Below are 22,891 nucleotides of genomic sequence, written 5' to 3' on the forward strand. Positions count from 1 at the left end.
GGGGAGGAGGACGCGGAGGGTACGGAGGGCGCGGGGCGGGGCGCCTGGCGGGCGGGGGGAGGGGCGGCGCAGGCGGCGAGGGCGGTGGCCAGCACGCATACGGCGGCTGCTCGACGTACGGGAGTGATCACCGTATGACGATATGGTCATATTCATAGCATTCGTGTTGTTGTCTGTCCCGGCCGGTCTCCGCATCACCCGGGTGGGTGGGCGCCCGCCCCTGCCGCACCGCCTCAGATGTCGCGCCGCTCCAGCGGTCGCGTCGCCGGGCCCTGGATGACCTTGCCGTCCGTGTCGAAGCGGGACCCGTGACAGGGGCACTCCCAGGCGCGTTCGGCGGCGTTGAAGTCCACCAGGCAGCCCAGGTGGGTGCAGCGGGCGGAGACGGCGTGCAGGGTGCCGTCGTCGTCGCGGTAGACCGCGAGCCGGCCGCCCGACGTGCGGACCACGGCCCCCTCGCCCGGCGGCAGTGCCTCGGCCGGCGGGGCCGGTCGCAGCCGGTCGCCGACGAAGTGCCGCGCGACCTCGGCCTGGGTCCTGAGGAAGGACGGGGCCTCGCGCAGGGCCGAAGCCAGTCGGCGCGGGTCGTACAGCCCGCTCCACGCGCACTCCCGGCCGGTGATCTGCGCGGTGAGCAGCAGGCCCGCCATCATGCCGCCGCTCATGCCCCAGCCGCCGAAGCCGGTGGCGACGTAGGTGTGCCGGGCGCCCGGGTGCAGCGGGCCGACGAGCGGCACGGTGTCGGTGGGGTCGTTGTCCTGGGTGGCCCAGGAGTGGGTGAGCTCCACGTCGGGGAAGTGCGTGCGGGCCCAGGCGGAGAGGCGGTCGAAGAGGGCGCGGGTGTCGCCCGTGCCCGGCGTGAAGTGCTCGCCGGTGATCACCAGGAGGCGGCGGGTGCCGTCGTCGCCGTAGGGGGCCGTGCGGACCGAGCGGGTGTTCTCCTCGGGGGTGATGTACATGCCGTCCGGGTCCTGGCCGGCGGGGACGGGCCCGGCGACGACCAGTTCGCGGCGCGGGGAGAGGCGGGTGAACAGCAGCGCCCGGTCGAAGACCGGGTAGTGGGTGGCGACCACGACGTCCCGGGCCGTCACCGTCGCCCCGGCCGCCGTCGACAGGCGGCACGGTGTGCCCTCCTCCAGGCCGAGGACGGTGGTGTCCTCGTGGATGCGTCCGCCGTGCGCGACGATGTCGTCCGCGAGGGCCAGCAGGTACTTGCGGGGGTGGAACTGCACCTGGTCCGTCACCTCGACGGCGCCCGCCACCGGGAACGGCAGACCCGTCTCCGTCACGAAGGAGGCCGGCAGGCCCGCCTCCCGCGCCGCCTCGGCCTCCGCGCGCAGCTCCTCCACCCGGTCCGCGTCACGGACGTAGGTGTACGCGCTGCGGCGCTCCCACTCGCAGTCGACGCCGAGCTCCTCCACGACCCGGGCGGTGTGCTCGATCGCCTCGGACTGCGAACGGGCGTACAGACGCGCGCCCTCGGTGCCCCGGGTGCGGCGCAGCTTGTCGTAGACCAGTGTGTGCAGGGCGGTGACCTTGGCCGTGGTGTGCCCGGTGACGCCGGCCGCGACCCGTCCGGCCTCCAGCACCGCGACGCTCTTCCCCGCCCGCGCCAGCTCCCGGGCCGTGCACAGGCCGGCGATGCCCGCGCCGATCACGGCCACGTCGACATCGAGGTCCCCGGTCAGTGCGGCGTGCCGGCCGCCCGGTGCGGTCTGGAGCCAGTACGAGCCGCCTGCCTGCTGCTTCTCCGTCATGCGGCGCCGAGTACCCCGGCGCCGCCGGTTCACCGTCCGGGCGGCCCTCTTGCACGGCGGCCGGCCCGGGACTAACGTACAACCAAATGGTTGTAGATGGGGTCGACGAGACCGACGAAACCGTGGACCGGCTGTTCCACGCCCTGGCCGACGCGACGCGGCGCGACATCCTCCGCCGCTGTGTCCGGGGTGAGCTGTCCGTGTCACGCCTGGCCGCGGCATACCCGATGAGCTTCGCCGCGGTGCAGAAACACGTCACGGTGCTGGAGCGGGCCGGTCTGGTCACCAAGGAGCGACGCGGACGGGAGCAGCTCGTGCGCACCGATCCCGATGCGGTGGGCCGGGCGCGGCAGGCCCTCGACGAACTGGAGTCGGCCTGGCGGGCGCGGGTGGACCGGATGTCCGGTCTGCTCACGGAGGACGTCGGGACCGGCGACTCCGGGGCCCCGGCCCACGACGAGAACACGACGGAAGGACCGGACAGATGACTGTCACCAGCGTGGACAAGGACCTCGACAAGCTGACGCTCACCCTCGTCGCCGACTTCACCGCTCCCGTGGAGCGGGTGTGGCGGCTGTGGGCCGACCCGCGGCTGCTGGAGCGCTGGTGGGGCCCGCCGAGCTACCCGGCGACCTTCGAGGAGCACGACCTGACGCCCGGCGGCGGCGTGAAGTACTTCATGACCGGCCCGGAGGGCGAGAAGTACGGCGGCTGGTGGCGGGTCTCCTCGGTCACGCCGCCGACCACCCTCGAGTTCACCGACGGCTTCTCCGACCAGGAGGGGAAGCCGAACCCCGAGATGCCGACCACCTCGGTACGGATGACGCTCACCGAGCACGGGGGCGGCACCCGGATGGAACTGCGGTCCGTCTTCGACACCCGGGAGCAGATGGAGCAGCTGGCCGAGATGGGCATGGTGGAGGGGATGAGCCAGGCCGTCGGCCAGATGGACGCGCTTCTGGCGGGCTGAACGCCGTGCCGGGACGGAGGGCGGCGCACCGCCCTCCGTCCCGCTCGCCGTGCGGCTGCGGCTACCCGCGCCAGGGGCCCGTCACGGCGAACGTCGTACCGGGGTCGTAGCAGTTGACGTACATCGTGCGGCCGTCCGGGGAGAAGGTGACACCGGCGAACTCGCCCCACTCCGGGTCCTCGGGGGTGCCGACGTTCTGGCGGTTGCGGGCCATCGCGTAGACCTCGCCCCGGCGCGTGACGCCGTAGACGTGCTGGGCGCCTCCGCCGTCCTCGCACACCATCAGGCCGCCACCGGGCGCGAGGCAGATGTTGTCCGGTGACTCGCCGGGCAGCCGGACGTCGGTGTCCGGGCCGAAGACGATCACCAGGGTGAGGCGGCGCCGGTCCGGGTCGTAGCGCCAGATCTGGCCGTAGTGGTCGGCCGCCGAACCCTCGGCGCTGCGGGCGAAGGACGACACGAAGTAGACCGAGCGTCCGCCCCAGTAACAGCCCTCCAGCTTCTGCGCGTGGGTGATGCCCTTCGGGCCGAAGTCCTGGTGGCGGATGGGTGTTCCGGCGGCTCCCGGGTCCGGTACGTCCACCCACTCGATGCCGTCGAAGCGGGCACCGATGTCCTGGATCGAGGACAGGTCGGGCACCCCGGGCACCCGCATGGCCTGGAGCCGGCCGCCCGCGCGCAGCGAACCGGTGCCGCCCAGGGGTTTCTCCGGCAGGAAGCGGTAGAAGAGGCCGAAGGGCCGTTCGAAGGCGTCCTCGGTCTCGTAGACCACGCCCCGCTTCGGGTCCACGGCGACCGCCTCGTGCTGGAAGCGGCCCATCGCGGTCAGCGGTACGGCGCCCGTGCGGCGCGGGTCGGCGCCGTCGACCTCGAAGATGTAGCCGTGGTCCTTGGCGTAGCCGCCTGTGCCGGCCTTGTCCTCGGTCTCCTCGCAGGTCAGCCAGGTGTCCCAGGGGGTCGGTCCGCCCGCGCAGTTCACGGCCGTACCGGCGATCGCGACCCGTTCCGACAGCACCCGGCCGCGGTGGTCCAGGGTGAGTGCCGTACAGCCGCCCTTGCCCTCCGGGTCGTAGGTCAGGCCGTCGACCACCGGGACCGGGACCCTGCCGGTGGCGCGGTTCTCGTGGTTGCGGACCAGGTGGACGCGGCCGTGGCGGCCGGCGAAGGCGGCCATGCCGTCGTGGTTGGAGGGGACCGGGCCCTCGCCGGAGCGCAGCGGGTCGCCCTCGCGGGAGAGGACCTCGTAGCGGAAGCCCTTCGGCAGGTCGAGCAGTCCGTCGGGGTCGGGGACCAGGGGGCCGTAACCGCTGTGGCCGAGGTTCCGGGCGGCGGCGGTGCCGGTGAAGAGTTCGGAGAGGGCGCCGGTGAAGGCGATGCCGATGCCGAGGGCACCGGAACGGGCGAGCACCTGACGCCGTGTCGCGGGGGAACCGGTGGTGGACCCGGTTTCTGACATGGGGAAACCTTCCTGCTGGCGGACAGGAACTGTGACCCGGTCGTGTCTATCACCTGGTGCGGGTCCCGGGAACCACGCGCGTAGCACGTGTCACGGCCCGGGGCGGGGGCCGTCGGGCTCCGGGCGGGGTTCCGCCGGGTGGTCCGGCGCGGGTTGCTGGGCCCGTTCGAGGAAGCGGAGGAGTTCGACGGGGAAGGGCAGGACGAGGGTGGAGTTCTTCTCGGCGGCGACGGCCACGATGGTCTGCAGCAGGCGCAGTTGGAGGGCGGAGGGGGTCTCCGACATCTCCTGGGCGGCCTCGGCGAGTTTCCTGGACGCCTGGAGTTCGGCGTCGGCGTTGATGACGCGGGCCCGGCGTTCGCGGTCGGCCTCGGCCTGGCGGGCCATGGACCGCTTCATCGTGTCGGGCAGGGAGACGTCCTTGATCTCGACGCGGTCGATCTGCACGCCCCAGCCGATGGCGGGGCTGTCGATCATCAGCTCCAGGCCCTGGTTCAGCTTCTCGCGGTTGGACAGCAGGTCGTCGAGGTCGCTCTTGCCGATGATCGACCGCAGCGAGGTCTGCGCCATCTGGGACACCGCGAACCGGTAGTCCTCGACGTTGATGATGGCCGCCGGCGCGTCGACGACCTTGAAGTAGACGACCGCGTCGACCCGTACGGTCACGTTGTCCCGGGTGATGCCCTCCTGGGCGGGGACCGGCATCGTGACGATCTGGAGGTTCACCTTGTGCAGGCGGTCCACGACGGGGACGACGAGGGTGAAGCCGGGCGGGCGCGCGGTGCCGTGCAGGCGGCCGAGGCGGAGGACGACGCCGCGCTCGTACTGCTTGACGACCCGGGCCGCCGCGAGGAGGTAGGCGGCTGCGGCTGCGGCGGTGCCGGCGGCTGCGGTGAGCAGTTCCTCGACCATGGTGACCTCCCGGTTCAGAGGTCTGCTGTGCTTGCTTTCGTCCGCTGCTGCAACGATATGCCCGGTGTTCGGTGCGGGGCCACGCCGGGTGGGCGGTGGGGGCGGGACGGGAAGGGGCGGCGGGGCCGCATGCCGACACGGCCCCGCGCCCCTGGGAAGCGCCCCTAATGTGTCGCGACCGGTGTCTCCGTGAGTTTCACCGGGGCCGTGCCCGGTGTGCTGTGGCGTTCGGACCAGTTCTTCAGGGCCGTGTGACAGGCGTGGTCCAGGTGGTGGAGGCCGGTGAGGTCCAGTTCGACGGGACGGTCCTGGGGGAGGGACTCCAGGGTGTCCAGGATCTTCGGGAGGCGCAGGAAGGTCGCGTTGCCCGACAGGTACACCTGGAGGGGGCCCGCCCCCTTGTCTATGACCTCCAGCTTCGCCTGCGAGGCCTCCCAGGCCGTCTTGGCGACCGACAGGGCCAGACCGATCAGCACGCCCTCGAACATGTTGACCACGACGATCGACACGGCGGTGACCACCAGGATCAGCGCCTCGCCCCGGTGGCCCCGCCAGAGCGCGGCCACGGCCCGGAACGGGATCAGCTTCCAGCCGGCGTGGACCAGGATGCCGGCCAGCGCGGGCAGCGGAATCAGTGCCAGCGCGGACGGCAGCAGCGCGGCGAACAGCAGCAGCCACACGCCGTGCAGCACCCGGGACGCCTTGGTCCTGGCGCCCGCCCGGACGTTGGCCGAGCTGCGCACGATGACCGCGGTCATCGGCAGCGCGCCGAGGACCCCGCAGACCGCGTTGCCCGCGCCCTGCGCCATCAGCTCCTTGTTGTACTGGGTGCGCGGACCGTCGTGCAGCCGGTCCACCGCGGCGGCGCTGAACAGGCTCTCGGCGGAGGCGATCAGGGTGAAGGCGACGATCGTGCCGAGGATGCCGATCTCCAGCCCGCCGAAGGCGTCCGCGCCGGGCGGCTGGACGGCGTCGAGCAGGCCCTGCACCTCGACCGTCGCGACGGGCACGCCGAACGCGAGGGTGACCGCCGTCGCCAGCAGGACCGCCGCCAGCGCGCCCGGTACGGCGCCGGCGGGGCCCGGCATCCGGCGCCACAGCACCATCACGGCGACGGTGCCCGCGCCGACCGCGAGCGAGGCGAGCGCCTCGGTGCTGCCGAGCGCGTCCGCGGCGGCCCCCGGCAGCCCGAGGATCTTGTCGACGCCGGAGGCGGGCGCCGACAGCCCGGCGGCCGCGTAGAGCTGGCCCGCGATGAGCACGAGACCGATGCCGGCCAGCATGCCCTCGACCACCGAGAGGGATATGGCGCGGAACCAGCGTCCGAGCCGCAGCGCGCCCATGGCCAGCTGGAGCAGCCCGGTGGCCAGCACGATCACGCCGAGCGCGGGCAGCCCGTAGGTGTCGACGGCCTCGAAGACCAGCACGGTCAGCCCGGCGGCCGGACCGGACACCTGCAGGCTGCTGCCCGGCAGCAGACCGGTGACCAGCCCGCCCACGATGCCGGTGACCAGGCCGAGTTCGGCCGGGACACCGGAGGCGACGGCGACGCCCACGCAGAGCGGGAGCGCGACGAGGAACACGACGAGTGAGGCGGCGAAGTCCTGCCGCAGGTGGGGGAACCTGGACACGGCCGTGCTCACAGCGCCTCGAAGGCGTCGGTGTCCGCGCGGTGTTCGCGTACGGCTCCGGTGTGCACCTCGTAGTACCAGCCGCGCAGCCGGAGCCGGCCCGAGGCCAGCCGCTGCTCGACGCACGGGTACGAGCGCAGCCGCAGCAACTGGGCCAGGACGTGGTGCTGGACCGCCTCCGCGCAGGCCGGGTCCGTCGCGTCGGCCGACGCCGGCTCGTCGGCGGCGTGCGCCAGCCAGTCGCGCACGGCGGGCACGGCGTCCAGGTCGTCGCCGCGCACCAGCGCGCCGATGGCCCCGCAGTGGGAGTGGCCGCAGACCACGATGTCCGTCACGCCGAGGACCCCCACCGCGTACTCGACGGTGGCCGCCTCGGCGGTGGGGCGCCCGGGGGCGTACGGCGGGACGATGTTGCCCGCGGTGCGCAGCTCGAAGAGCTCGCCGGGCCGGGCGCCCGTGATCAGGGCCGGTACGACCCTGGAGTCGGAACAGGTGATGAACAGGACGTCGGGGGATTGACCCTCGGCGAGGCGGGCGAACTCCTCAGGGCGCTGTCCGAACGTGCGGGCGTTGTCGATGAGGGGCTGCATCTGGTGATTCCTCCTGGCGCGCGTGGGGGCGCGTCGGACGGGCATGACAAAGGTCGGACGCCGCTGACCCATGGCCCTTGCCTCACGAAATGTATACGCGGGTGTGAAGGGTGTGGGAAACGCGAAGAAGTGAAGCGCAGGTAAAGCGACGGCAAGGGACCGGGGTGGGGCCGCAGTCGCCGGACCTCGGGACATGCGTGCTTCGCAAGGCGGTTCGCACCTCTTCCGCGCGCCAAGGCTTGGTCAACGGTTGGTCAAGAAACACATTAACCCTGCAAAGTCGTTTGCAGGGTTAACTCAATGTTTCGTGGCGAAGAGAGCCCGAAAAGAAAGGGTGGGTTGGCGCGAATACGCCTCTGATCGACGACGGGTCGATCAGGTGTCCGACGTGCGGTTCAGCGGGCCTCGGCGAGCCGTCCCGCGTCGCGGGCCAGCGCGGTGAGCCGCGAGATCGCCCGGAAGTACTTCTTGCGGTAGCCGCCCTCGAGCATCTCCTCGCTGAACAGCCGGTCGAACGGCAGCCCCGAGGCGAGTACGGGCACCTCACGGTCGTAGAGCCGGTCCGCGAGGACGACGAGCCGGAGCGCGGTCGACTGGTCCGGCACCGGACGCACCCCGGTGAGGCACACCGCGCGGAGCCCGTCGGTCAGGGCGCCGTAGCGGCTGGGGTGGACCCGCGCGAGATGGTCCAGCAGATCGGGGAAGGCGTCGAGCGAGGCGCCCTCGGTGGCGTGCGCCGTCCGCGTCACCAGTTCGTCGGAGTGCGGCGCCGGCGCCTCGGGCAGACCCCGGTGGCGGTAGTCCTCGCCGTCGATGCGCAGGGCGCGGAAGTGGGCCGACAGGCCCTGGATCTCGCGCAGGAAGTCGGCGGCGGCGAACCGGCCCTCGCCGAGCTTGCCCGGCAGCGTGTTCGAGGTGGCGGCGAGTGCGACACCGGCCTCGACCAGCTTGCCCAGCAGGGTGGAGACGAGAACGGTGTCACCCGGGTCGTCCAGCTCGAACTCGTCGATGCACAGCAGGCGGTGCCCGGAGAGGGTCTTCACGGTCTGCTGGAAGCCGAGGGCGCCGACCAGGTTGGTCAGCTCCACGAAGGTGCCGAACGCCTTGCGGGAGGGCTCGGCGGGGGTGGCGTGCCACAGGGAGGCCAGCAGGTGGGTCTTGCCGACGCCGTAGCCGCCGTCGAGGTAGACGCCGCGCGGCCCGGCCGGGGCCTTCTTCGGCGCCTTGCCGAAGCCGAACAGCCGGCGCCGGCCCGAGTCGCCGGCCGCCGCCCCGTCGAGACCGGCCGCGAAGCCCTCGAGGACGCGCACGGCCTCGGTCTGGCTCGGCTGGTTCGGGTCCGGTATGTAGCTGGCGAAGCGGACCGAGTCGAACCGCGGCGGCGGCACCATCTCGGCGACGAGCCGGTCCGCGGGCACGTGCGGCTCACGGGCGCACAGGGACAGCGGAGCCACGTCGGCTGCCGGACCGGGACGGGAGGCGGAGGAGGAGGACGACACGGTCCCCCATGCTACGGGCCGTGGAACACTGCTCGGCATGCGACGCCTGTTCCCCGTGACCGACGTGACCGACGAAACAGCAGCTCCCGGCGGGGAGGAGGGCCGTGAGTGGAGCCTCGCCGAGCTGGCCGCCGCGTACGCCTACCCCGAGCCGGGGCCCGGCGGCCGGGAGCCGTGGCTGCGGGCCAACATGGTGTCCACCCTCGACGGGGCCGCCCAGCACGACGGCCGCTCGCAGCCCATCTCCTGCCCGGCCGACATGCGGATCTTCGGCACGCTGCGGGCGCTCGCCGACGTCGTGGTCGTCGGCGCGCAGACGGTACGGCAGGAGGGCTACCGTCCGGCACGCGCACGCGCGGAGTTCGCGGCCGCGCGGGAGGCGGCCGGGCAGGGGCCCGCGCCCGTGATCGCGGTGGTGACGGCCGGCCTGGACCTGGACTTCTCGCTGCCGCTGTTCACCTCCCCCCTGATGCCCACACTGCTGCTGACCGGCGCCGGGGCCGCCCCGGACCGCGTGGCCGCCGCCGAACGGGCGGGCGCCCGGGTGATCACCGCAGGGGAGGGGGGAGCGGTGGACCCCGCGCGGGCGGTGCGGGCCCTCGCGGACCTCGGACACACCCGGCTGCTGACCGAGGGCGGGCCGCGACTGCTGGGCCAGCTGGTGGCGGCCGGGGTGCTGGACGAGCTCTGTCTGACCGTCTCGCCGATGCTCACCGCCGGTGACGCGCAGCGCATCGCCGGCGGACCGTCCGTAACGCTTCCGAGGCGCTTCACGCTGAAGTCGATGTTGGAGGAGGACGGTTTCCTGTTCACGCGATACCAGCGGTCCTGACGCCCGAGGGAGCGCCCGACGGTGGCCGTTGGTCCGGCGATCGGCGGAACGCATTCGTCCGGCCGGCGCGGGAAGGGGCAACACTGAATCCGGCAGTACCCGTGCGAACGCGGGCAGGATGGTTTCCGCGGGGCCTGGCCCGGCCCACGGAGCAGAGAGGGGCCCTAGGGTCCTCCGAGGAGAAGGGGCGCCTGGTGTTCACAAGCGTACTGATGATCGAGAAGGCCCTGACGGCCGCCGACGTGGAGTTCGTCACCACCTTGCACGGCGACGAGCCGGTCTCCTTCCACGTGCTGCTCCAGCCACGCGGTGAACAGGCCGACCGGCTGCTGAGGGCCATCGACGACGTCGCGCTCGGCGAGCTCGACGAGGCCGTCCGCGAGGGCGAGACCCCCGAGGGCGAAGAGGCCAGGAGCATGGGGGAACGGGCCCTGGCGGTCTCCCTGCAGGCCCTGCGCGCGACCGGCGACACGGCGGACGGCCGCCTCATCGGGGACCACCCCCTGGACGCGCTGAAGGCCATGGTGGAGGAGGTCGGGGCGGACGAGGTGATCGTCCTGACCGACCCGCACTACGTGGAGGAGTTCTTCCACCGGGACTGGGCCTCCCGGGCCCGGCACAAGGTCGGGGTGCCGGTGCTGAAACTCTTCTCGCACAGCAAGGCATAGGCTGGGGCGGCGCTCTCCCGGCCCTCCCGGCTTTCCCGGCTCTCCGGCGAGAGCGCGAAGACCGCCGTCCCGCTCGTCGCACCACTGGGAGAACACGCATGGCACCCGGCCTTCCTACCGCCATGGACCGACCGCACTTCATCGGCATCGGCGGCGCCGGGATGTCGGGCATCGCCAAGATCCTCGCCCAGCGCGGCGCGAAGGTGGCCGGCAGCGACGCCAAGGACTCCCCGACCGCCGACGCCCTGCGCGCGCTGGGCGCCACCGTGCACATCGGCCACGCCGCCGACCACCTCGCCGACGACGCCAGCTGCGTGGTCGTCTCCTCCGCGATCCGCGAGGACAACCCCGAGCTGGTCCGGGCGGCCGAGCTGGGCGTCCCGGTGGTGCACCGCTCCGACGCCCTCGCCGCCCTGATGGACGGACTGCGGCCGATCGCGGTGGCCGGCACCCACGGCAAGACCACCACCACCTCCATGCTGGCCGTCTCCCTCACCGAGCTGGGACGGGAGCCGTCGTACGCGATCGGCGGCGACCTGGACGCCCCCGGCTCCAACGCGGTGCACGGCGCGGGCGAGATCTTCGTCGCCGAGGCCGACGAATCGGACCGCAGCTTCCACAAGTACGCGCCCGAGGTCGCGATCATCCTCAACGTGGAGCTGGACCACCACGCCAACTACGCGTCCATGGAGGAGATCCACCAGTCCTTCGAGACGTTCGTCGGCCGGATCGTGCCCGGCGGCACCCTGGTGATCTCCGCGGACCACGAGGGCGCCCGCGAGCTGACCCGCCGGCTGGACGGCTCGGTGCGGACCGTGACGTACGGCGAGTCGGCGGACGCCGACGTGCGGGTGCTGTCGGTCGTCCCGCAGGGGCTGAAGAGCGAGGTGACCGTCGAGTTCGACGGCGCCCCGCTCACCTTCACCGTCTCCGTCCCCGGCCGGCACTACGCGCACAACGCGGTGGCCGCGCTCGCCGCGGGCGTGGCGCTCGGCATCCCGGCCGCCGAGCTGGCCCCGGCGCTGGCCGCGTACACCGGGGTGAAGCGGCGCCTCCAGCTCAAGGGCGAGGCCGCCGGCGTGCAGGTCATCGACTCCTACGCGCACCACCCGACCGAGATGACCGCCGACCTGGAGGCGATGCGCGCCGCCGCCGGGGACGCCCGCATCCTCGTCGTCTTCCAGCCCCACCTCTTCTCCCGCACCCGCGAGCTGGGCGAGGAGATGGGCCAGTCCCTGTCCCTGGCCGACGCCTCGGTGGTGCTGGACATCTACCCGGCCCGCGAGGACCCGATCCCCGGCGTCACCAGCGAGCTGATCATCGAGGCCGCCCGGGCGGCCAGCGCGGACGTCACCGCCGTCCACGACAAGGCGGAGATCCCCGAGGTGGTCGCGGGAATGGCGAAGCCCGGTGATCTCGTTCTCACCATGGGAGCGGGCGACGTCACCGACCTCGGCCCGCGGATCCTGGACCGTCTGTCGAAGTAAGGGGCTGGAAGCTCATGCCGTACGACGTGGAGAAGCCGGACGAGCAGTGGCGCGCGGAACTGTCCCCGTCCGAGTACGCCGTTCTGCGCCAGGCGGCCACGGAACCCGCCTTCACCGGCGAGTACACCGACACCAAGACCACGGGCGTCTACTCCTGCCGCGCCTGCGGCGCCGAGCTGTTCACCTCGACCACCAAGTTCGAGTCGCACTGCGGCTGGCCGTCCTTCTACGACCCGAAGGACACCGACGCCGTGGAGCTGGTGGAGGACCGGTCGCACGGCATGGTGCGCACCGAGGTGCGGTGTGCGCGGTGCGGTTCGCACCTTGGGCACGTGTTCGAGGGTGAGGGGTATCCGACGCCCACGGACCAGCGGTACTGCATCAACAGCATCTCGCTGAGGCTGCAGCCCGCCGAGAGCTGATCCGTACCCGCCTGCCGCCCACCGGCCGGTGAGCGGCAGGCGGTCGAGGAGCGGCACGAGGACGGCCCGACCGGTCAGCCGGGCGCGCGGGCCGGGGGAGGCGGCGGTCACGGCTCCCGCCCCGCGAACGCGAGAAGGACACGGCGGGCATCGGCTCCTTACGGAACGCGGACGTCGGCGGCCCGGCCGCACCGCTCGCGCGCGCGGGGTGCGAGGCTGGCCGCATGGAGCAGCGACCACCGAACGCCGAGGCCGGAGCCCGGGTCCTCGTCGTCGACGACGACCCCACCGTCGCCGAGATCGTCACGGGCTACCTCGACCGCGCCGGGTACGTCGTCGACCGGGCCGGGGACGGCCCCGACGCGCTCGCCCGCGCGGCGGCCCACTGGCCGGACCTCGTCGTCCTCGACCTCATGCTGCCCGGCATGGACGGTCTGGAGGTGTGCCGCAGGATGCGCGGGCAGGGGCCCGTGCCGGTCATCATGCTCACCGCGCGCGGCGACGAGGACGACCGCATCCTCGGCCTGGAGGTCGGCGCCGACGACTACGTCACCAAGCCGTTCAGCCCGCGCGAACTCGTCCTGCGCGTCGAGTCCGTACTGCGCCGCACCCGACCCGCACCGGTCGCCGCGTCCGGCCTGCTGCGGGCGGCCGGTCTCGCCGTCGACCCCGCCGCCCGCCGGGCCACCAAGAACGGCACCGAACTCGCCCTCACCATCCGTGAGTTCGACCTGCTCTCCTTCTTCCTGCGGCACCCCGGGCGGGCCTTCTCGCGTGAGGAGCTGATGCGGGAGGTGTGGGGCTGGGACTTCGGCGACCTGTCCACCGTGACCGTCCACGTGCGGCGGCTGCGCGGCAAGGTGGAGGACGATCCGGCGCGGCCCCGGATCGTCCAGACCGTGTGGGGCGTCGGCTACCGCTTCGACCCCGCCGCCGGCTCCGGGGAGGAGTGAGCGTGCGGGACATGCTGCTCATCGCCCTGTTCGCCTTCCTCGGCGCCGCCGCGGCCGGAGCGCTCGGCGCGTGCGTGCTGCTGCTGATCCGGCGCCGGTCGCTCATCGCGCACCTCGCGGTGGTCGCCGGGGTCGCGGTGGCGGCGATGCTCGCGGGCACCCTCGCCGTCGCCCAGGCCATGTTCCTGTCGGCGCACGACCTGAGCGTGGTGACGACGGTCGTCGCCATGGCCGCCGTGGTCTCCACGGTCACCGCGCTGCTGCTGGGCCGCTGGGTCGTCGCCCGCAGCCGTGAACTGGCGCTCGCCGCCCGCTCCTTCGGCGACGGCGGGGACTTCGCCGCGCCCGAGCGCCCGTCCACCGCCGAACTCGCCGCGCTCAGCCGCGAGCTGGAGGCGACCAGCGTCAAGCTCGCCGAGTCCCGGGATCGCGAACGCGCCCTGGAGTCCTCCCGCCGCGAACTCGTCGCCTGGATCTCCCACGACCTGCGCACCCCGCTCGCCGGACTGCGCGCGATGGCCGAGGCGCTGGAGGACGGGGTCGCCGCCGAACCCGACCGCTACCTCAGACAGATCCGCACCGAGGTGGAGCGGCTCAACGACATGGTCGGCGACCTCTTCGAGCTCTCCCGCATCCACGCCGGCACGCTGCCCCTCTCGCTCTCCCGGATCTCCCTGTACGACCTGATCGGCGACGCCCTCGCCGGCGCGGACCCGCTCGCCCGCGAGCACGGCGTACGGCTCGTCGGGGACCGGGTGGAGCCGGTGCCGGTGGAGGTGGACGGGCGGGAGATGAGCCGCGTACTGGGCAATCTGCTGGTCAACGCGATCCGCCGGACCCCGGCCGACGGCACGGTCGCCGTCTCCGCGCGGCGCTCGGACGAGGGCGTGGTGCTGTCCGTGACGGACGGCTGCGGCGGCATCCCCGAGGAGGACCTGCCCCGTGTCTTCGACACCGGCTGGCGCGGCACCCACGCCCGGACCCCGCCGGGCGGCGCGGGACTCGGCCTCGCCATCGTCCGCGGCATCGTCGAGGCCCACCGCGGCAGCGCCGCCGTCCGCAACGTCACCGGCGGCTGCCGCTTCGAGGTGACGCTCCCGGCGACGGACGGCTGACTCACCCGCCCCGTGGGGCCCCGCCGGGCACCTGCCCGGCGGGGCACGAAGAGGGTCAGTGCTCGCAGAGGGAGAATTCCCGCTCGTAGAGCTGCTCGTTGTGTTCGGCGACGAAGAACTTGCGTTCGTGCATGAGTTGTTCGCGGTAGTCCTTGGCCTCTTCCAGCGTCATGGTCGACGTGTCGGACCATGGCTGCTGCGGTGGCACGTCGGATGTCGAGACGATCTTCTCCGACGGGTCGACCAGGAAGAACGCGAGGATCTTGCGATGTCCCGGGCGGGTGGGGTCCGCGAGGCGGAACGAGCCGACACGGTGCTGCAGGATGTTCGGGAACGCCAGGCAGCGGCCCGCCGGCGTCGACGCCGATCCCAGCACCTGGCTCAGCGCGTCCTCGTTCTCCAGGCCGTAGACCTCACGCATGCCGTTGTCGTCGTTCTGCTCGTACTCCGGGTCGTCGAGTGCCGCCCGGAAGCTCAGCCGGCTCTCGGTGATGTTCTCGCTGTCCCAGTAGTAGATGCCGGTCGAGACGATCCGCTCGTTCAGCATCCCCTCGACATGCCAGGAGCCGCCCGCGTACTCGGGCTTGTCCGGCGTGAGATGAATGGTGGCGAGCTTGACGATGACCTGGAGACGGCGGCCGCGCAGATCGACCCGGACGGATTCGTCGGGCGACTCGGGCGGGGTGAAGACCGGGGCGTCCGGGACGACCGGGCGACGGTTCTCCCACCAGTCGTCCGAGGCCTTCCCCCATTCGCGGACGGCTTCCGCGTGGGCCGCGGCGTCACTGAAGAAGGACTTGTCCGGATACACCGGCTTCGAGTCGTACCAGCGGTAAGGATCGACGTCGATCCGCAGCGGCCTCGGACAGCGCAGATCGGTGAGCACGTTCTCCCACAGCGGGCGGAAGCGCGCGAACAACTCCGGCAGCACGGCGGCCAGTTCGCGATGACGCTCGGGGTGGACGTTGTTGACGTACGACCGGAAGACGACATCGCCGTCCTCACTGACGTCGACGTCCGTGGGCAGCCACTGGAACTTCTCCGAGAACTCGTACTTCGAGTAGTGGTCCGTCGTGTTCCGCCAAGCCCGCTCGGGCTCCCCGCTCACCCCTCTCACCAGGCAGAACAGTGAGGGATGCACCAGATCCAGTACCTGGCCGTCGGATCCGGGATGCCAGTCCTGCTCCGCTTCGGGGACCTGCTCCAGGACCCGGACCGCCTCGCGCAGCCGGGCCCTGAGCTCGTCGTCGACCAGTGTGTCCGACTGCCACACCCCGTCGACGGCGGACACCTCGATGCCGGTTCGTCCGTCCCGCAGCGCGGCGTAGTGCCGGAGTTCGTCCAGCACATAGCGAACCTGCGCCTCGGTGAGCCCCTGGGCGACCGCTTCCCGCGTCCACCTGGCGACGATGTCGGCGTCGTTCATCTTGTCGAACCACCCGGGCTTCGCCCGGATGAGTGCGCTGCACTGCATCATCTCAAGTTCCCGCAGCGTTCGGGGGGTCGCGAACGGTAGGGAACGGGCAGCGTGAAAGGGCAGCGGGAAAGCAGACAGGCCAGACAATTCTCTTGGTCCCCCCAGTCGGTGTGCGGTGGCGGGAAGGATACTTCAGCGGACTGACACCGCGGCCCGCTCGTGGCGGCACGGGGAGGCGGCGCCCCGATCGCCCGCCGGCCGTGGGCCCGCCCGGCCGGTGCCGGGCCCGGATCTGCTCCGGACGGTCGCCGTCCCGTCCGTCCCGGGACCGCGTGGTCGAGCGCAACAGTGGCTGATTCGAAGGGATTTGGCCGAGATGCTGTGGCCTCGATCTGTGACGTCCGTCACCTGGAGCGACTTCACGAGGTGAGTGTCCGTCTTTCCCGGGAGATCGACGTCGCAGCTCAGATGGGATCTCCACCCCCGGTTCATGATCACCGAAGGTGACCGTTGAAATTCGGATGGTCATATTTGCGGTCGCGTGCATGCGTGTTCCGGGCGCCGGCCCGATTGAGTGATCCTCACCGGCGCACGCCGGGCACCCGAACACCCTCAACGAAGAGGATCCATGCACGAAGACGTCTTCCGGGCCGACGACGGCTCCGGTTCCTCCACGCAGGCGCCGCTTCCCCTGCCGCTGGACTTCGAGGCGCACTACGTGATGAACCAGGAGGCTTGGCACTCCTACGCGCTGTACCGGCTCCGCACCAACGACGCTGCGGAGCGCGCGGTCCACCGTGCCTTCCTGGAAGTTCTCCGGACCTGGGACGCGCTGCTCGCCGAGGCCAACCTCCCGCAGCAGACCTGGAGCATCCTGCGGCGCGTCGTCGGCGACGAAGCGCTGACCGCGGCGCGCGACGAGATCACCGCGATGGAGAGCGGGATCGGCCTCTACGCGGCGCTGCTCAACCTGCCGCAGCGGCAGCTCGACGTGATCATCCTGCGGTACGTCCTGCGCTACAGCAGCCAGAAGACCAGCTGGTACCTCGGCATCACCGTGAGCACCGTGGACTACCACCTCCGAGAGGCCCGCAAGCGCCTCGCCCCCGTCTACCACAACCACCGCGGGACGACACCGACGAAGGAGAAGGAGACAGACCAGTGACACCTCCCGTGTGGAGCAAGCGCCTGGCCGAAGCCGAGGCGACGTGGACCCGGCGCCTGGCCGAGACCGACCCGTTCGTCCGGGAGGAGCGGCGCCCCTTCGACGCCGCCGAGGGACTGCGCCGCCTGGCCGCGGACGCCGGGTACACCCGGCCCGCACCGTCCCGGCCCGACGGTACCCGCGCCCGCCACCAGCTCGACCTCATCTCCCGCTGGACCGTCACCGAGGCCGGCGCCGCCGACCACGTCGAAGAACTGGCCGCGCTCATCGGCGACGACGGCGACGGCGAGCCCACGCCCGACGACTTCACCGAGTGGCTGCCCGTCGACGTCCACGGCATCCATGTCTTCGCCTGCACCCTCCACCTCGTCGACCACCCCGAGAGCGCCGTCTTCTGGTGGCAGATCGCCGCCGGAGCCGAACACACCGGCGCCGCCTACTGTCTCCACCTGCGCCACGTCAGCCAGGGCGAGATCCGGGAAGCCGCCTTCTGGAAGCGGCAGATGAGCGTCATGCGCGACCGCACCGCACAACAGTGGTTCGACGGGCCCCCGAACGACTACACCCGCGACCTGGTCGGCGCCGTGGACGCCTTCACCACCTACTGCGCCCGCCACCGCGAACCCACGCCGATCCCCACCCGCCACCTGCGCAAGCGCTACCAGGCGCTCGCCGAACGCCACGGCGAGGACGGGCTGGTCTGCCGGCCCGACAGCCGGTTGCCCGACCGCATCCACGAACTGTCCGCCCCGCACTGACCCCGCACGAGGAAAGCCCGGCGGGGACGAAGGTTTCCGGGCCGCCCGTCCCACCGGACTCGAGAACAGCACCCACTCGAGAGAGCGCCGCCATGAACGAGCCCCACCGCACCGCCCCCACCGCGCAGGGCCCCGGCCGCTTCGACCGGTCGTCCGCCTGGATCCGCCGCCGCCGCGACGCCATCGTCTCCAGCGCCCTGCGCGGCGCCGCCTACGGCTCCGGCGCCGGCGCCGTCGGCCTCGTCTTCTGGTGGCTCCGCCAGAAGATCTGAGCCGAAATCTGAGCCGAGATCTGAGCCGAAGGTTCGAGCCGTCACCAGCCCCGCACACGCCCCGGACGCCCCGCACACGCACCGGCGGCACGAGCCGTCCGCGGCAGCCGGGGCCCGTCAGGCGCCGCCGTCCAGCGGCAGCCGTACGGTGAAGACCGTCGCCCCCGGCTCGCTGCTCAGCTCGATGTCGCCGCCGTGCGCCCGCACCAGGGACCGGGCGACCGCGAGGCCCAGCCCGCTGCCGCCGCGGTCCCGGCTGCGGGCCTTGTCGACCCGGTAGAAGCGGTCGAAGACCCGCTCCCGGTCCTCCGCCGGGACACCGGGACCCGCGTCGGCGACCCGCACCAGCGCGGAGCCGGCGGCGACGGAGACCGTCACGGACACCCGGGTACCGGCCGGGGTGTGCACGGCCGCGTTGGTGAGCAGGTTGTCCAGGACCTGCCGTACGCGCTGCGGATCGAGCCGGAGCCTCAGCGGCCCGGAGCCCGCCGTCACCGCCAGCGGATGGCCCGGGTGGCTCGCCCGGAACGCGTCGGCGGCCTGCTGGACCAGCTCCGCCAGGTCCGTGTCCGCCGTCCGCAGCGGCGCCTCCACCTCCGCCGCGTCCAGCCGGGCGAGCAGCAGCAGATCGTCCAGGAGCACGCCCATCCGGGCGGCCTCCGCGCGCAGCCGGGCCAGGTGCCGTTCCCGTTCGGCGGGTTCGTTGGCGGCGGCGTACTGGAACAGGTCCGCGTAGCCGCGCACCGACATCAGCGGGGTGCGCAGTTCGTGCGAGGCGTCCGCGACGAACCGGCGCAGCCGCAGCTCCGCCTCCGCGCGCACCGCGAGGGAGTCGTCGATGTGCTCCAGCATCGTGTTGAACGCGGTGCGCAGCTCCGCCACCTCCAGACCGCCGTCCCGGCCGTCCGCGCGCAGCGGCAGCCGCGCCGCCGACTCGCTCAGGTCGTGCGAGGCGATGCCGTGCGCGGTGTGCGCCATGTCGCTCAGCGGCTTCAGCCCGCGCCGCAGCATCCGCCGCCCGAACACCACCAGGGCCAGCAGCGCGAGCGCGAACACCACGACCTGCACCGTGATCAGCTGCCCGACGGTCTCCTCGATGTCCTCCACGGGCGCGGCGCTCACCAGCACCACCCCCGGTTCGACCTCGCAGCCGCGCAGCCGGTAGGTGCCCTCCCCTCTGATCCGCGCGGTGCGCGTCAGCTCCGTGTCGGAGTGCGCCATCTCCCGTGCGAGGTCGGCCAGGGCGCGGGTGTCCTCGGGCACGTCGGAGGGCCTGCGCAGGCTGACCGCGTCGCCGGAGACGTCGTACACCGCCGTGTACCAGCCGTAGTACGGCTTCCGCCGCACCGTGCCGTGCGCCGCCGCGTCCTTGGCCTGCACGGTCTGGATCAGCTTCAGCTGGTCGCCCAGCTGCCGTTCCAGATAGTCGTGCATGTACGTGGTGAGCGCGGTGCCGACGACCGCGAACACCGCCAGCGACAGCACCCCGAGGCCCAGCGCCAGCCGGGTGCCCAGCCGCATCCGCCGGTACGTGTCCCGCGGCCGCCGGAGACACGCCCTCACTCGGCGGCCTGCCGGATCACGTACCCGAAGCCCCGCACCGTCTGGATCAGCGGCGCACCGGTGTCGTCCAGCTTGCGCCGCAGCCGGCTCACCACCAGCTCCACCACGTTGGAGCGGCCCCCGAAGCCGTACTCCCACACGTGGTCCAGGATCTGCGCCTTGGTCAGCACGGTCGGCGACCGCCGCATCAGATAGCGCAGCACCTCGTACTCGGTCGGCGTCAGCGACAGCAGCCGCTCACCGCGCCGCACCTCACGGGTGTCCTCGTCCATCGTCAGGTCCGCCACCCGCAGCACCGACCGCTGGAACCCCGGCCCCGCGCTGCGCCGCAGCACGGTGCGCAGCCGCGCCATCAGCTCCTCCACGGCGAACGGCTTGACCAGGTAGTCGTCCCCGCCCCGGGTCAGCCCCGCCACCCGGTCGGCGACCCCGTCCCGGGCGGTGAGGAACACCACCGGCACCATCGTCCCGGAACGCCGCAGCCGGTCCAGGACGCCGAAGCCGTCGACGTCCGGCAGCATCAGGTCCAGCACCACGATGTCCGGGCGGAACTCGGCGGCGCGGCGCAGCGCCTCCGCACCCGAGTTGGCGGTGGCCGCCTCCCAGCCCTCGTAGCGGGCGACCGTCGCCACCAGGTCGGCTATCGGCGGGTCGTCGTCCACGACGAGGAGTCGTACTTTTTCCACCCGCCCATACTGCGGCACACCGCCCGCGGCGCCAGAGGCGGTGCGCCTCCGCGTCCTGATCGATAAAAACTTGAAAGTTGACCGACAGGGAATCGACAGCGCCTGTGACCAAGCTCGGAGTCCCAGGACCCGATCAAGGAGTTTCCGGCGTGACAGCTGTCCAATCGCCTCCCGCACCCCCCACCGCGAGGCGACGCCCCAAGGCGGTGGCGCGCATCGGCCTGTACGGCCTGCTCGCCGCGAACGCGGCGGTGGTGGCCGTCTTCTTCGTCCAGGCGGGCTTCGGCGCGAACGCCCTCGTCGTACTCGGCCGCCTCACCGGCCTCTACGCCGCCCTGCTGATGGCGTTCCAGCTGCTGCTGGTGGCCCGGCTGCCCTGGCTGGACCGCCGGATCGGCATGGACCGGCTGACCCTGTGGCACCGCTGGGTCGGCTTCGGACTGCTGTGGACGCTCCTCGGCCACGCGGTCTTCATCACCTTCGGCTACGCCGAGATGTCCTCCATGGACCCGGTGAACCAGCTCGTCGACCTCGCCGAGACCGTCGAGGGCGTGCTGCGCGCGGTCGTCGCACTGGTGCTGATCCTCGTCGTCGGCGCGGTCTCCGCCCGCCGCGCGCGGCGCCGCCTCGCCTACGAGACCTGGCACTTCATCCACCTGTACACCTACGTCGCCGTGGTGCTGGCCTTCACCCACCAGGTCGCCGTCGGCTCCACCTTCACCGCCTCGGCCGCCGCCACCGCCTACTGGTACGGGCTGTGGGGCGCCGCCCTCGCCGCGGTGTTCGCCGGCCGGCTGGTCCTTCCGCTGTGGCGGAACCGGCGCCATCGGCTGCGGGTCACCGCCGTCGTCCCGGAGAACGACGACGTGGTGTCCGTCCACATCACCGGCCGCGATCTGGACCGGCTGCCCGCCCGCGCCGGGCAGTTCTTCCTGTGGCGGTTCCTGACGAAGGACCGCTGGTGGCAGGCGAACCCGTTCTCCCTGTCCGCCGCGCCCGACGGCCGCACCCTGCGGCTCACCGTGAAGGCGGCCGGCGACGGCAGCGCGGCCCTGCGCCACCTCGAGCCCGGCACCCGTGTCTTCGCCGAGGGCCCCTACGGCGCCTTCACCACCCTGCACCGCACCCGCCCGGACGCCCTGCTCATCGCCGGCGGTGTCGGCGTCACCCCGATCCGGGCCCTGCTGGAGGAACTGCACGGTCACGCCGTCGTCCTCTACCGGGTGAGCACGGAGACCGACGCCGTCCTCCACGACGAACTGCGCGAACTCGCCCGCGCCAAGGGTGCCGAGCTGCACCTGATCACCGGCCCGCCCGTACCGGACCGGCTGGCCCCCGGTGAGCTGTCCCGCCTCGTGCCCGACCTCACCGACCGGGACGTCTACGTCTGCGGCCCGCCCGGCATGACCACCGCGGTCCTGCGCACCCTGCGCGGGCTGGGCGTACCGAAGCGGCAGGTCCACTACGAGCGCTTCAGCCTGGCCGGATGACGGACGCGCGGAGAACGAGGAGAACACCGTGAAGCGAGCACTGCCCGTCCTGGTCCTGACCGTCGCCGGGCTGATCCCGGTCTGGCGCTACACCCCGTCGGCCCCGGAGCCGGCGGTCGCCGAACCCGCGCCCGCCCCCTCGGTGTCCGCCTCCCCGGGCAGCGCCACCCGGGTCGTCGCGGGCCCCACCGTCGACACCGAGAAGGGCCCCGTGCAGGTCGAGGTCACCCTCGACGGCGACCGCATCAGCGCCGTACGGATGCTCCGGCAGCCGGACCACCCGCAGACCACGGCCGCCGTACCGGTCCTGATCGAGGAGACGTTGGAGGCACAGAGCGCCGACGTCGACACGGTCTCCGGCGCCACCGTCACCAGCGACGGCTACCGGGAGTCCCTGCAGGCCGCCCTCGACGCGCAGGGCTCCTGACGTGCGGCGCGTCGAACACGTCATGGGGTTCCCGGTGTCGCTCCGCGTCGACGACGAAGAGTTCCGGGAATCCGTGGCGGACGACCTCTTCGCCTGGCTGCGCGAGGTCGACGCCCGCTTCAGCCCGTTCCGCGAGGACAGCGAGGTCTCCCGCCTGGACCGGGGGGAGTTGAGCCCGGACCGGCTGAGCCCCGAGCTGACCGAGATCCTCGGCCTGTGCGAGCGGTACCGGAGCGCCACCGGGGGCGCGTTCGACGTACGGCTGCCGGGCCGGCGCCTCGATCCGTGCGCGGTGGTGAAGGGCTGGTCGGTGCAGAAGGGCGCCGATCTGCTGCGGGCGGCGGGAGCGCGGCGGTTCTGCCTCAACGCCGGCGGGGACGTGGTCGCGGCCGGCGGGCCCTGGCGCGTGGGCGTACGGCACCCGGAACACGCCGACCGGCTGTGCACCGTCCTGGAGCTCACCGACGGCGCGGTCGCGACCTCCGCGCGCTACGAACGCGGCGACCACATCATCGACGGCCGCACCGGCCGCCCGGCGACGGGCCTGCTCGGCCTCACCGTGGTCGCCCCCACCCTGACGGAGGCGGACGCGGTCGCCACGGCGGCCTTCGCGCTGGGCGCGGAGGGGATCGCGTGGGCGGCCGCGCGCCCCGGCTGCGAGGTGTTCGCCGTGAGGGCGGACCGGCGGGTCGTGCGATCACCGGGGTTCCCGGCGACGGGGGCGGCGGGGGAGGCGGCGTAGCCGCCCGCCACAGCGTCCCGGTCGTGGAGGCGGCAAGCCACCAGACCGTCCGTCGTCGGTGTTCTCGCCGGCCGCACCG

The 22,891-nt window shown here is 72.5% G+C and carries 23 protein-coding genes; 14 read left to right on the plus strand and 9 right to left on the minus strand.

From position 1 onward, the window contains the following. Positions 1–233: 233 nt before the first annotated feature. A complete protein-coding gene (locus tag KUM38_RS31620; protein ID WP_217134503.1) occupies positions 234–1,757 on the minus strand; it encodes an FAD-dependent oxidoreductase in 1,524 nt (507 codons plus the stop codon). 86 nt (positions 1,758–1,843) lie between these two features. Here KUM38_RS31620 and KUM38_RS31625 point away from each other — a divergent pair, with 86 nt between their 5' ends. After that, entirely contained in the window at positions 1,844–2,245 is a 402-nt protein-coding gene (locus KUM38_RS31625) for a helix-turn-helix transcriptional regulator (RefSeq protein WP_217134505.1), read from the plus strand. Beyond that, on the plus strand, positions 2,242–2,727 hold the full coding sequence (locus KUM38_RS31630) for an SRPBCC domain-containing protein (RefSeq protein ID WP_217134507.1): 486 nt from the start codon (positions 2,242–2,244) through the stop codon (positions 2,725–2,727). The genes KUM38_RS31625 and KUM38_RS31630 overlap by 4 nt, the downstream gene beginning before the upstream one ends. Before the next feature lie 61 nt (positions 2,728–2,788). Here KUM38_RS31630 and KUM38_RS31635 read toward each other — a convergent pair whose 3' ends face one another. The 5 genes from KUM38_RS31635 to zapE all read right to left on the minus strand — a co-directional run bounded on the left by KUM38_RS31635 (position 2,789) and on the right by zapE (position 8,815). Next, on the minus strand, positions 2,789–4,183 hold the full coding sequence (locus KUM38_RS31635) for an alkaline phosphatase PhoX (RefSeq protein WP_217134509.1): 1,395 nt from the start codon (positions 4,181–4,183) through the stop codon (positions 2,789–2,791). A 90-nt stretch (positions 4,184–4,273) separates the two neighbouring features. Further along, entirely contained in the window at positions 4,274–5,095 is an 822-nt protein-coding gene (locus KUM38_RS31640) for a slipin family protein (RefSeq protein ID WP_254398063.1), read from the minus strand. A 164-nt stretch (positions 5,096–5,259) separates the two neighbouring features. Continuing rightward, the gene (locus tag KUM38_RS31645; protein ID WP_308409104.1) at positions 5,260–6,726 is read right to left on the minus strand and encodes a SulP family inorganic anion transporter; all 1,467 of its coding nucleotides are present in this window, start codon (positions 6,724–6,726) and stop codon (positions 5,260–5,262) included. Positions 6,727–6,734: 8 nt separating this feature from the next. Then, positions 6,735–7,316 carry a carbonic anhydrase gene (locus tag KUM38_RS31650; RefSeq protein ID WP_217134513.1) on the minus strand — a complete coding sequence of 194 codons (582 nt, stop codon included), beginning with the start codon at positions 7,314–7,316 and terminating at the stop codon, positions 6,735–6,737. A gap of 395 nt (positions 7,317–7,711) precedes the next feature. After that, positions 7,712–8,815: a cell division protein ZapE gene (gene zapE / locus KUM38_RS31655; RefSeq protein WP_217134515.1), complete on the minus strand. Its 1,104-nt coding sequence runs from the start codon at positions 8,813–8,815 to the stop codon at positions 7,712–7,714. Positions 8,816–8,852: 37 nt separating this feature from the next. On the opposite strand from zapE, the gene KUM38_RS31660 reads away from it, so the two are divergent. The 6 genes from KUM38_RS31660 (at position 8,853) to KUM38_RS31685 (ending at position 14,292) form a co-directional block, all read left to right on the plus strand. After that, positions 8,853–9,647, plus strand: coding sequence for a pyrimidine reductase family protein (locus tag KUM38_RS31660; RefSeq protein WP_217134517.1), 795 nt, complete (start codon positions 8,853–8,855; stop codon positions 9,645–9,647). A 194-nt stretch (positions 9,648–9,841) separates the two neighbouring features. Next, a complete protein-coding gene (locus tag KUM38_RS31665) occupies positions 9,842–10,315 on the plus strand; it encodes an indole-3-glycerol phosphate synthase (RefSeq protein ID WP_217134521.1) in 474 nt (157 codons plus the stop codon). A 98-nt stretch (positions 10,316–10,413) separates the two neighbouring features. Next, positions 10,414–11,802 (plus strand): UDP-N-acetylmuramate--L-alanine ligase, encoded by a 1,389-nt coding sequence (murC, locus tag KUM38_RS31670; RefSeq protein ID WP_217134523.1) that lies wholly within the window; start codon positions 10,414–10,416, stop codon positions 11,800–11,802. 14 nt (positions 11,803–11,816) lie between these two features. Next, entirely contained in the window at positions 11,817–12,224 is a 408-nt protein-coding gene (gene msrB, locus KUM38_RS31675) for a peptide-methionine (R)-S-oxide reductase MsrB (RefSeq protein WP_217134525.1), read from the plus strand. A 224-nt stretch (positions 12,225–12,448) separates the two neighbouring features. Further along, positions 12,449–13,177 (plus strand): response regulator transcription factor, encoded by a 729-nt coding sequence (locus KUM38_RS31680; protein WP_217134526.1) that lies wholly within the window; start codon positions 12,449–12,451, stop codon positions 13,175–13,177. Positions 13,178–13,179: 2 nt separating this feature from the next. Further along, positions 13,180–14,292 carry a sensor histidine kinase KdpD gene (locus KUM38_RS31685; RefSeq protein ID WP_217134527.1) on the plus strand — a complete coding sequence of 371 codons (1,113 nt, stop codon included), beginning with the start codon at positions 13,180–13,182 and terminating at the stop codon, positions 14,290–14,292. A 55-nt stretch (positions 14,293–14,347) separates the two neighbouring features. Here the strand turns inward: KUM38_RS31685 and KUM38_RS31690 are convergent, their stop codons facing one another. Continuing rightward, entirely contained in the window at positions 14,348–15,856 is a 1,509-nt protein-coding gene (locus KUM38_RS31690; protein WP_217134529.1) for a DUF4246 domain-containing protein, read from the minus strand. Between the two features lie 481 nt (positions 15,857–16,337). Between KUM38_RS31690 and KUM38_RS31695 the strand changes: the two genes are divergently transcribed. The 3 genes from KUM38_RS31695 to KUM38_RS31705 all read left to right on the plus strand — a co-directional run bounded on the left by KUM38_RS31695 (position 16,338) and on the right by KUM38_RS31705 (position 17,904). Continuing rightward, a complete protein-coding gene (locus KUM38_RS31695) occupies positions 16,338–16,874 on the plus strand; it encodes a sigma-70 family RNA polymerase sigma factor (RefSeq protein WP_217134531.1) in 537 nt (178 codons plus the stop codon). Next, positions 16,871–17,632, plus strand: a complete 762-nt coding sequence (locus KUM38_RS31700) for a hypothetical protein (RefSeq protein ID WP_217134533.1) — start codon at positions 16,871–16,873, stop codon at positions 17,630–17,632. Before KUM38_RS31695 ends, KUM38_RS31700 begins: the two co-directional genes overlap by 4 nt. Before the next feature lie 92 nt (positions 17,633–17,724). Beyond that, positions 17,725–17,904 (plus strand): hypothetical protein, encoded by a 180-nt coding sequence (locus KUM38_RS31705; RefSeq protein WP_217134535.1) that lies wholly within the window; start codon positions 17,725–17,727, stop codon positions 17,902–17,904. Between the two features lie 117 nt (positions 17,905–18,021). Here KUM38_RS31705 and KUM38_RS31710 read toward each other — a convergent pair whose 3' ends face one another. Both KUM38_RS31710 and KUM38_RS31715 read right to left on the minus strand, forming a co-directional pair. Next, positions 18,022–19,425, minus strand: coding sequence for a cell wall metabolism sensor histidine kinase WalK (locus KUM38_RS31710; RefSeq protein WP_217134537.1), 1,404 nt, complete (start codon positions 19,423–19,425; stop codon positions 18,022–18,024). Positions 19,426–19,463: 38 nt separating this feature from the next. After that, positions 19,464–20,153: a response regulator transcription factor gene (locus KUM38_RS31715; RefSeq protein WP_217134538.1), complete on the minus strand. Its 690-nt coding sequence runs from the start codon at positions 20,151–20,153 to the stop codon at positions 19,464–19,466. Positions 20,154–20,302: 149 nt separating this feature from the next. On the opposite strand from KUM38_RS31715, the gene KUM38_RS31720 reads away from it, so the two are divergent. Genes KUM38_RS31720 through KUM38_RS31730 form a run of 3 tightly spaced genes read left to right on the plus strand, consistent with a single transcriptional unit; the run spans position 20,303 to position 22,812 of the window. Beyond that, a complete protein-coding gene (locus tag KUM38_RS31720; protein ID WP_217134540.1) occupies positions 20,303–21,643 on the plus strand; it encodes a ferric reductase-like transmembrane domain-containing protein in 1,341 nt (446 codons plus the stop codon). A 28-nt stretch (positions 21,644–21,671) separates the two neighbouring features. Continuing rightward, complete coding sequence (locus tag KUM38_RS31725; protein ID WP_217134542.1) at positions 21,672–22,070, plus strand: FMN-binding protein; 399 nt, start codon at positions 21,672–21,674, stop codon at positions 22,068–22,070. A gap of 1 nt (position 22,071) precedes the next feature. Continuing rightward, on the plus strand, positions 22,072–22,812 hold the full coding sequence (locus KUM38_RS31730; RefSeq protein WP_217134544.1) for an FAD:protein FMN transferase: 741 nt from the start codon (positions 22,072–22,074) through the stop codon (positions 22,810–22,812). Positions 22,813–22,891: the final 79 nt, after the last annotated feature.

Origin of the sequence: Streptomyces sp. AC558_RSS880, from assembly GCF_019049255.1 — a bacterium.
Classification (GTDB): Bacteria; Actinomycetota; Actinomycetes; order Streptomycetales; family Streptomycetaceae; genus Streptomyces.

What these genes read in the sequence shown, in the direction of transcription:
- KUM38_RS31620 (WP_217134503.1), bottom strand. Translation starts at nt 1,757, where the DNA reads ATGACGGAGAAGCAGCAGGCAGGCGGCTCGTACTGGCTCCAGACCGCA.
- KUM38_RS31625 (WP_217134505.1), top strand. Translation starts at nt 1,844, where the DNA reads ATGGTTGTAGATGGGGTCGACGAGACCGACGAAACCGTGGACCGGCTG.
- KUM38_RS31630 (WP_217134507.1), top strand. Translation starts at nt 2,242, where the DNA reads ATGACTGTCACCAGCGTGGACAAGGACCTCGACAAGCTGACGCTCACC.
- KUM38_RS31635 (WP_217134509.1), bottom strand. Translation starts at nt 4,183, where the DNA reads ATGTCAGAAACCGGGTCCACCACCGGTTCCCCCGCGACACGGCGTCAG.
- KUM38_RS31640 (WP_254398063.1), bottom strand. Translation starts at nt 5,095, where the DNA reads ATGGTCGAGGAACTGCTCACCGCAGCCGCCGGCACCGCCGCAGCCGCA.
- KUM38_RS31650 (WP_217134513.1), bottom strand. Translation starts at nt 7,316, where the DNA reads ATGCAGCCCCTCATCGACAACGCCCGCACGTTCGGACAGCGCCCTGAG.
- KUM38_RS31660 (WP_217134517.1), top strand. Translation starts at nt 8,853, where the DNA reads ATGCGACGCCTGTTCCCCGTGACCGACGTGACCGACGAAACAGCAGCT.
- murC (WP_217134523.1), top strand. Translation starts at nt 10,414, where the DNA reads ATGGCACCCGGCCTTCCTACCGCCATGGACCGACCGCACTTCATCGGC.
- msrB (WP_217134525.1), top strand. Translation starts at nt 11,817, where the DNA reads ATGCCGTACGACGTGGAGAAGCCGGACGAGCAGTGGCGCGCGGAACTG.
- KUM38_RS31680 (WP_217134526.1), top strand. Translation starts at nt 12,449, where the DNA reads ATGGAGCAGCGACCACCGAACGCCGAGGCCGGAGCCCGGGTCCTCGTC.
- KUM38_RS31695 (WP_217134531.1), top strand. Translation starts at nt 16,338, where the DNA reads ATGCACGAAGACGTCTTCCGGGCCGACGACGGCTCCGGTTCCTCCACG.
- KUM38_RS31705 (WP_217134535.1), top strand. Translation starts at nt 17,725, where the DNA reads ATGAACGAGCCCCACCGCACCGCCCCCACCGCGCAGGGCCCCGGCCGC.
- KUM38_RS31710 (WP_217134537.1), bottom strand. Translation starts at nt 19,425, where the DNA reads ATGCGGCTGGGCACCCGGCTGGCGCTGGGCCTCGGGGTGCTGTCGCTG.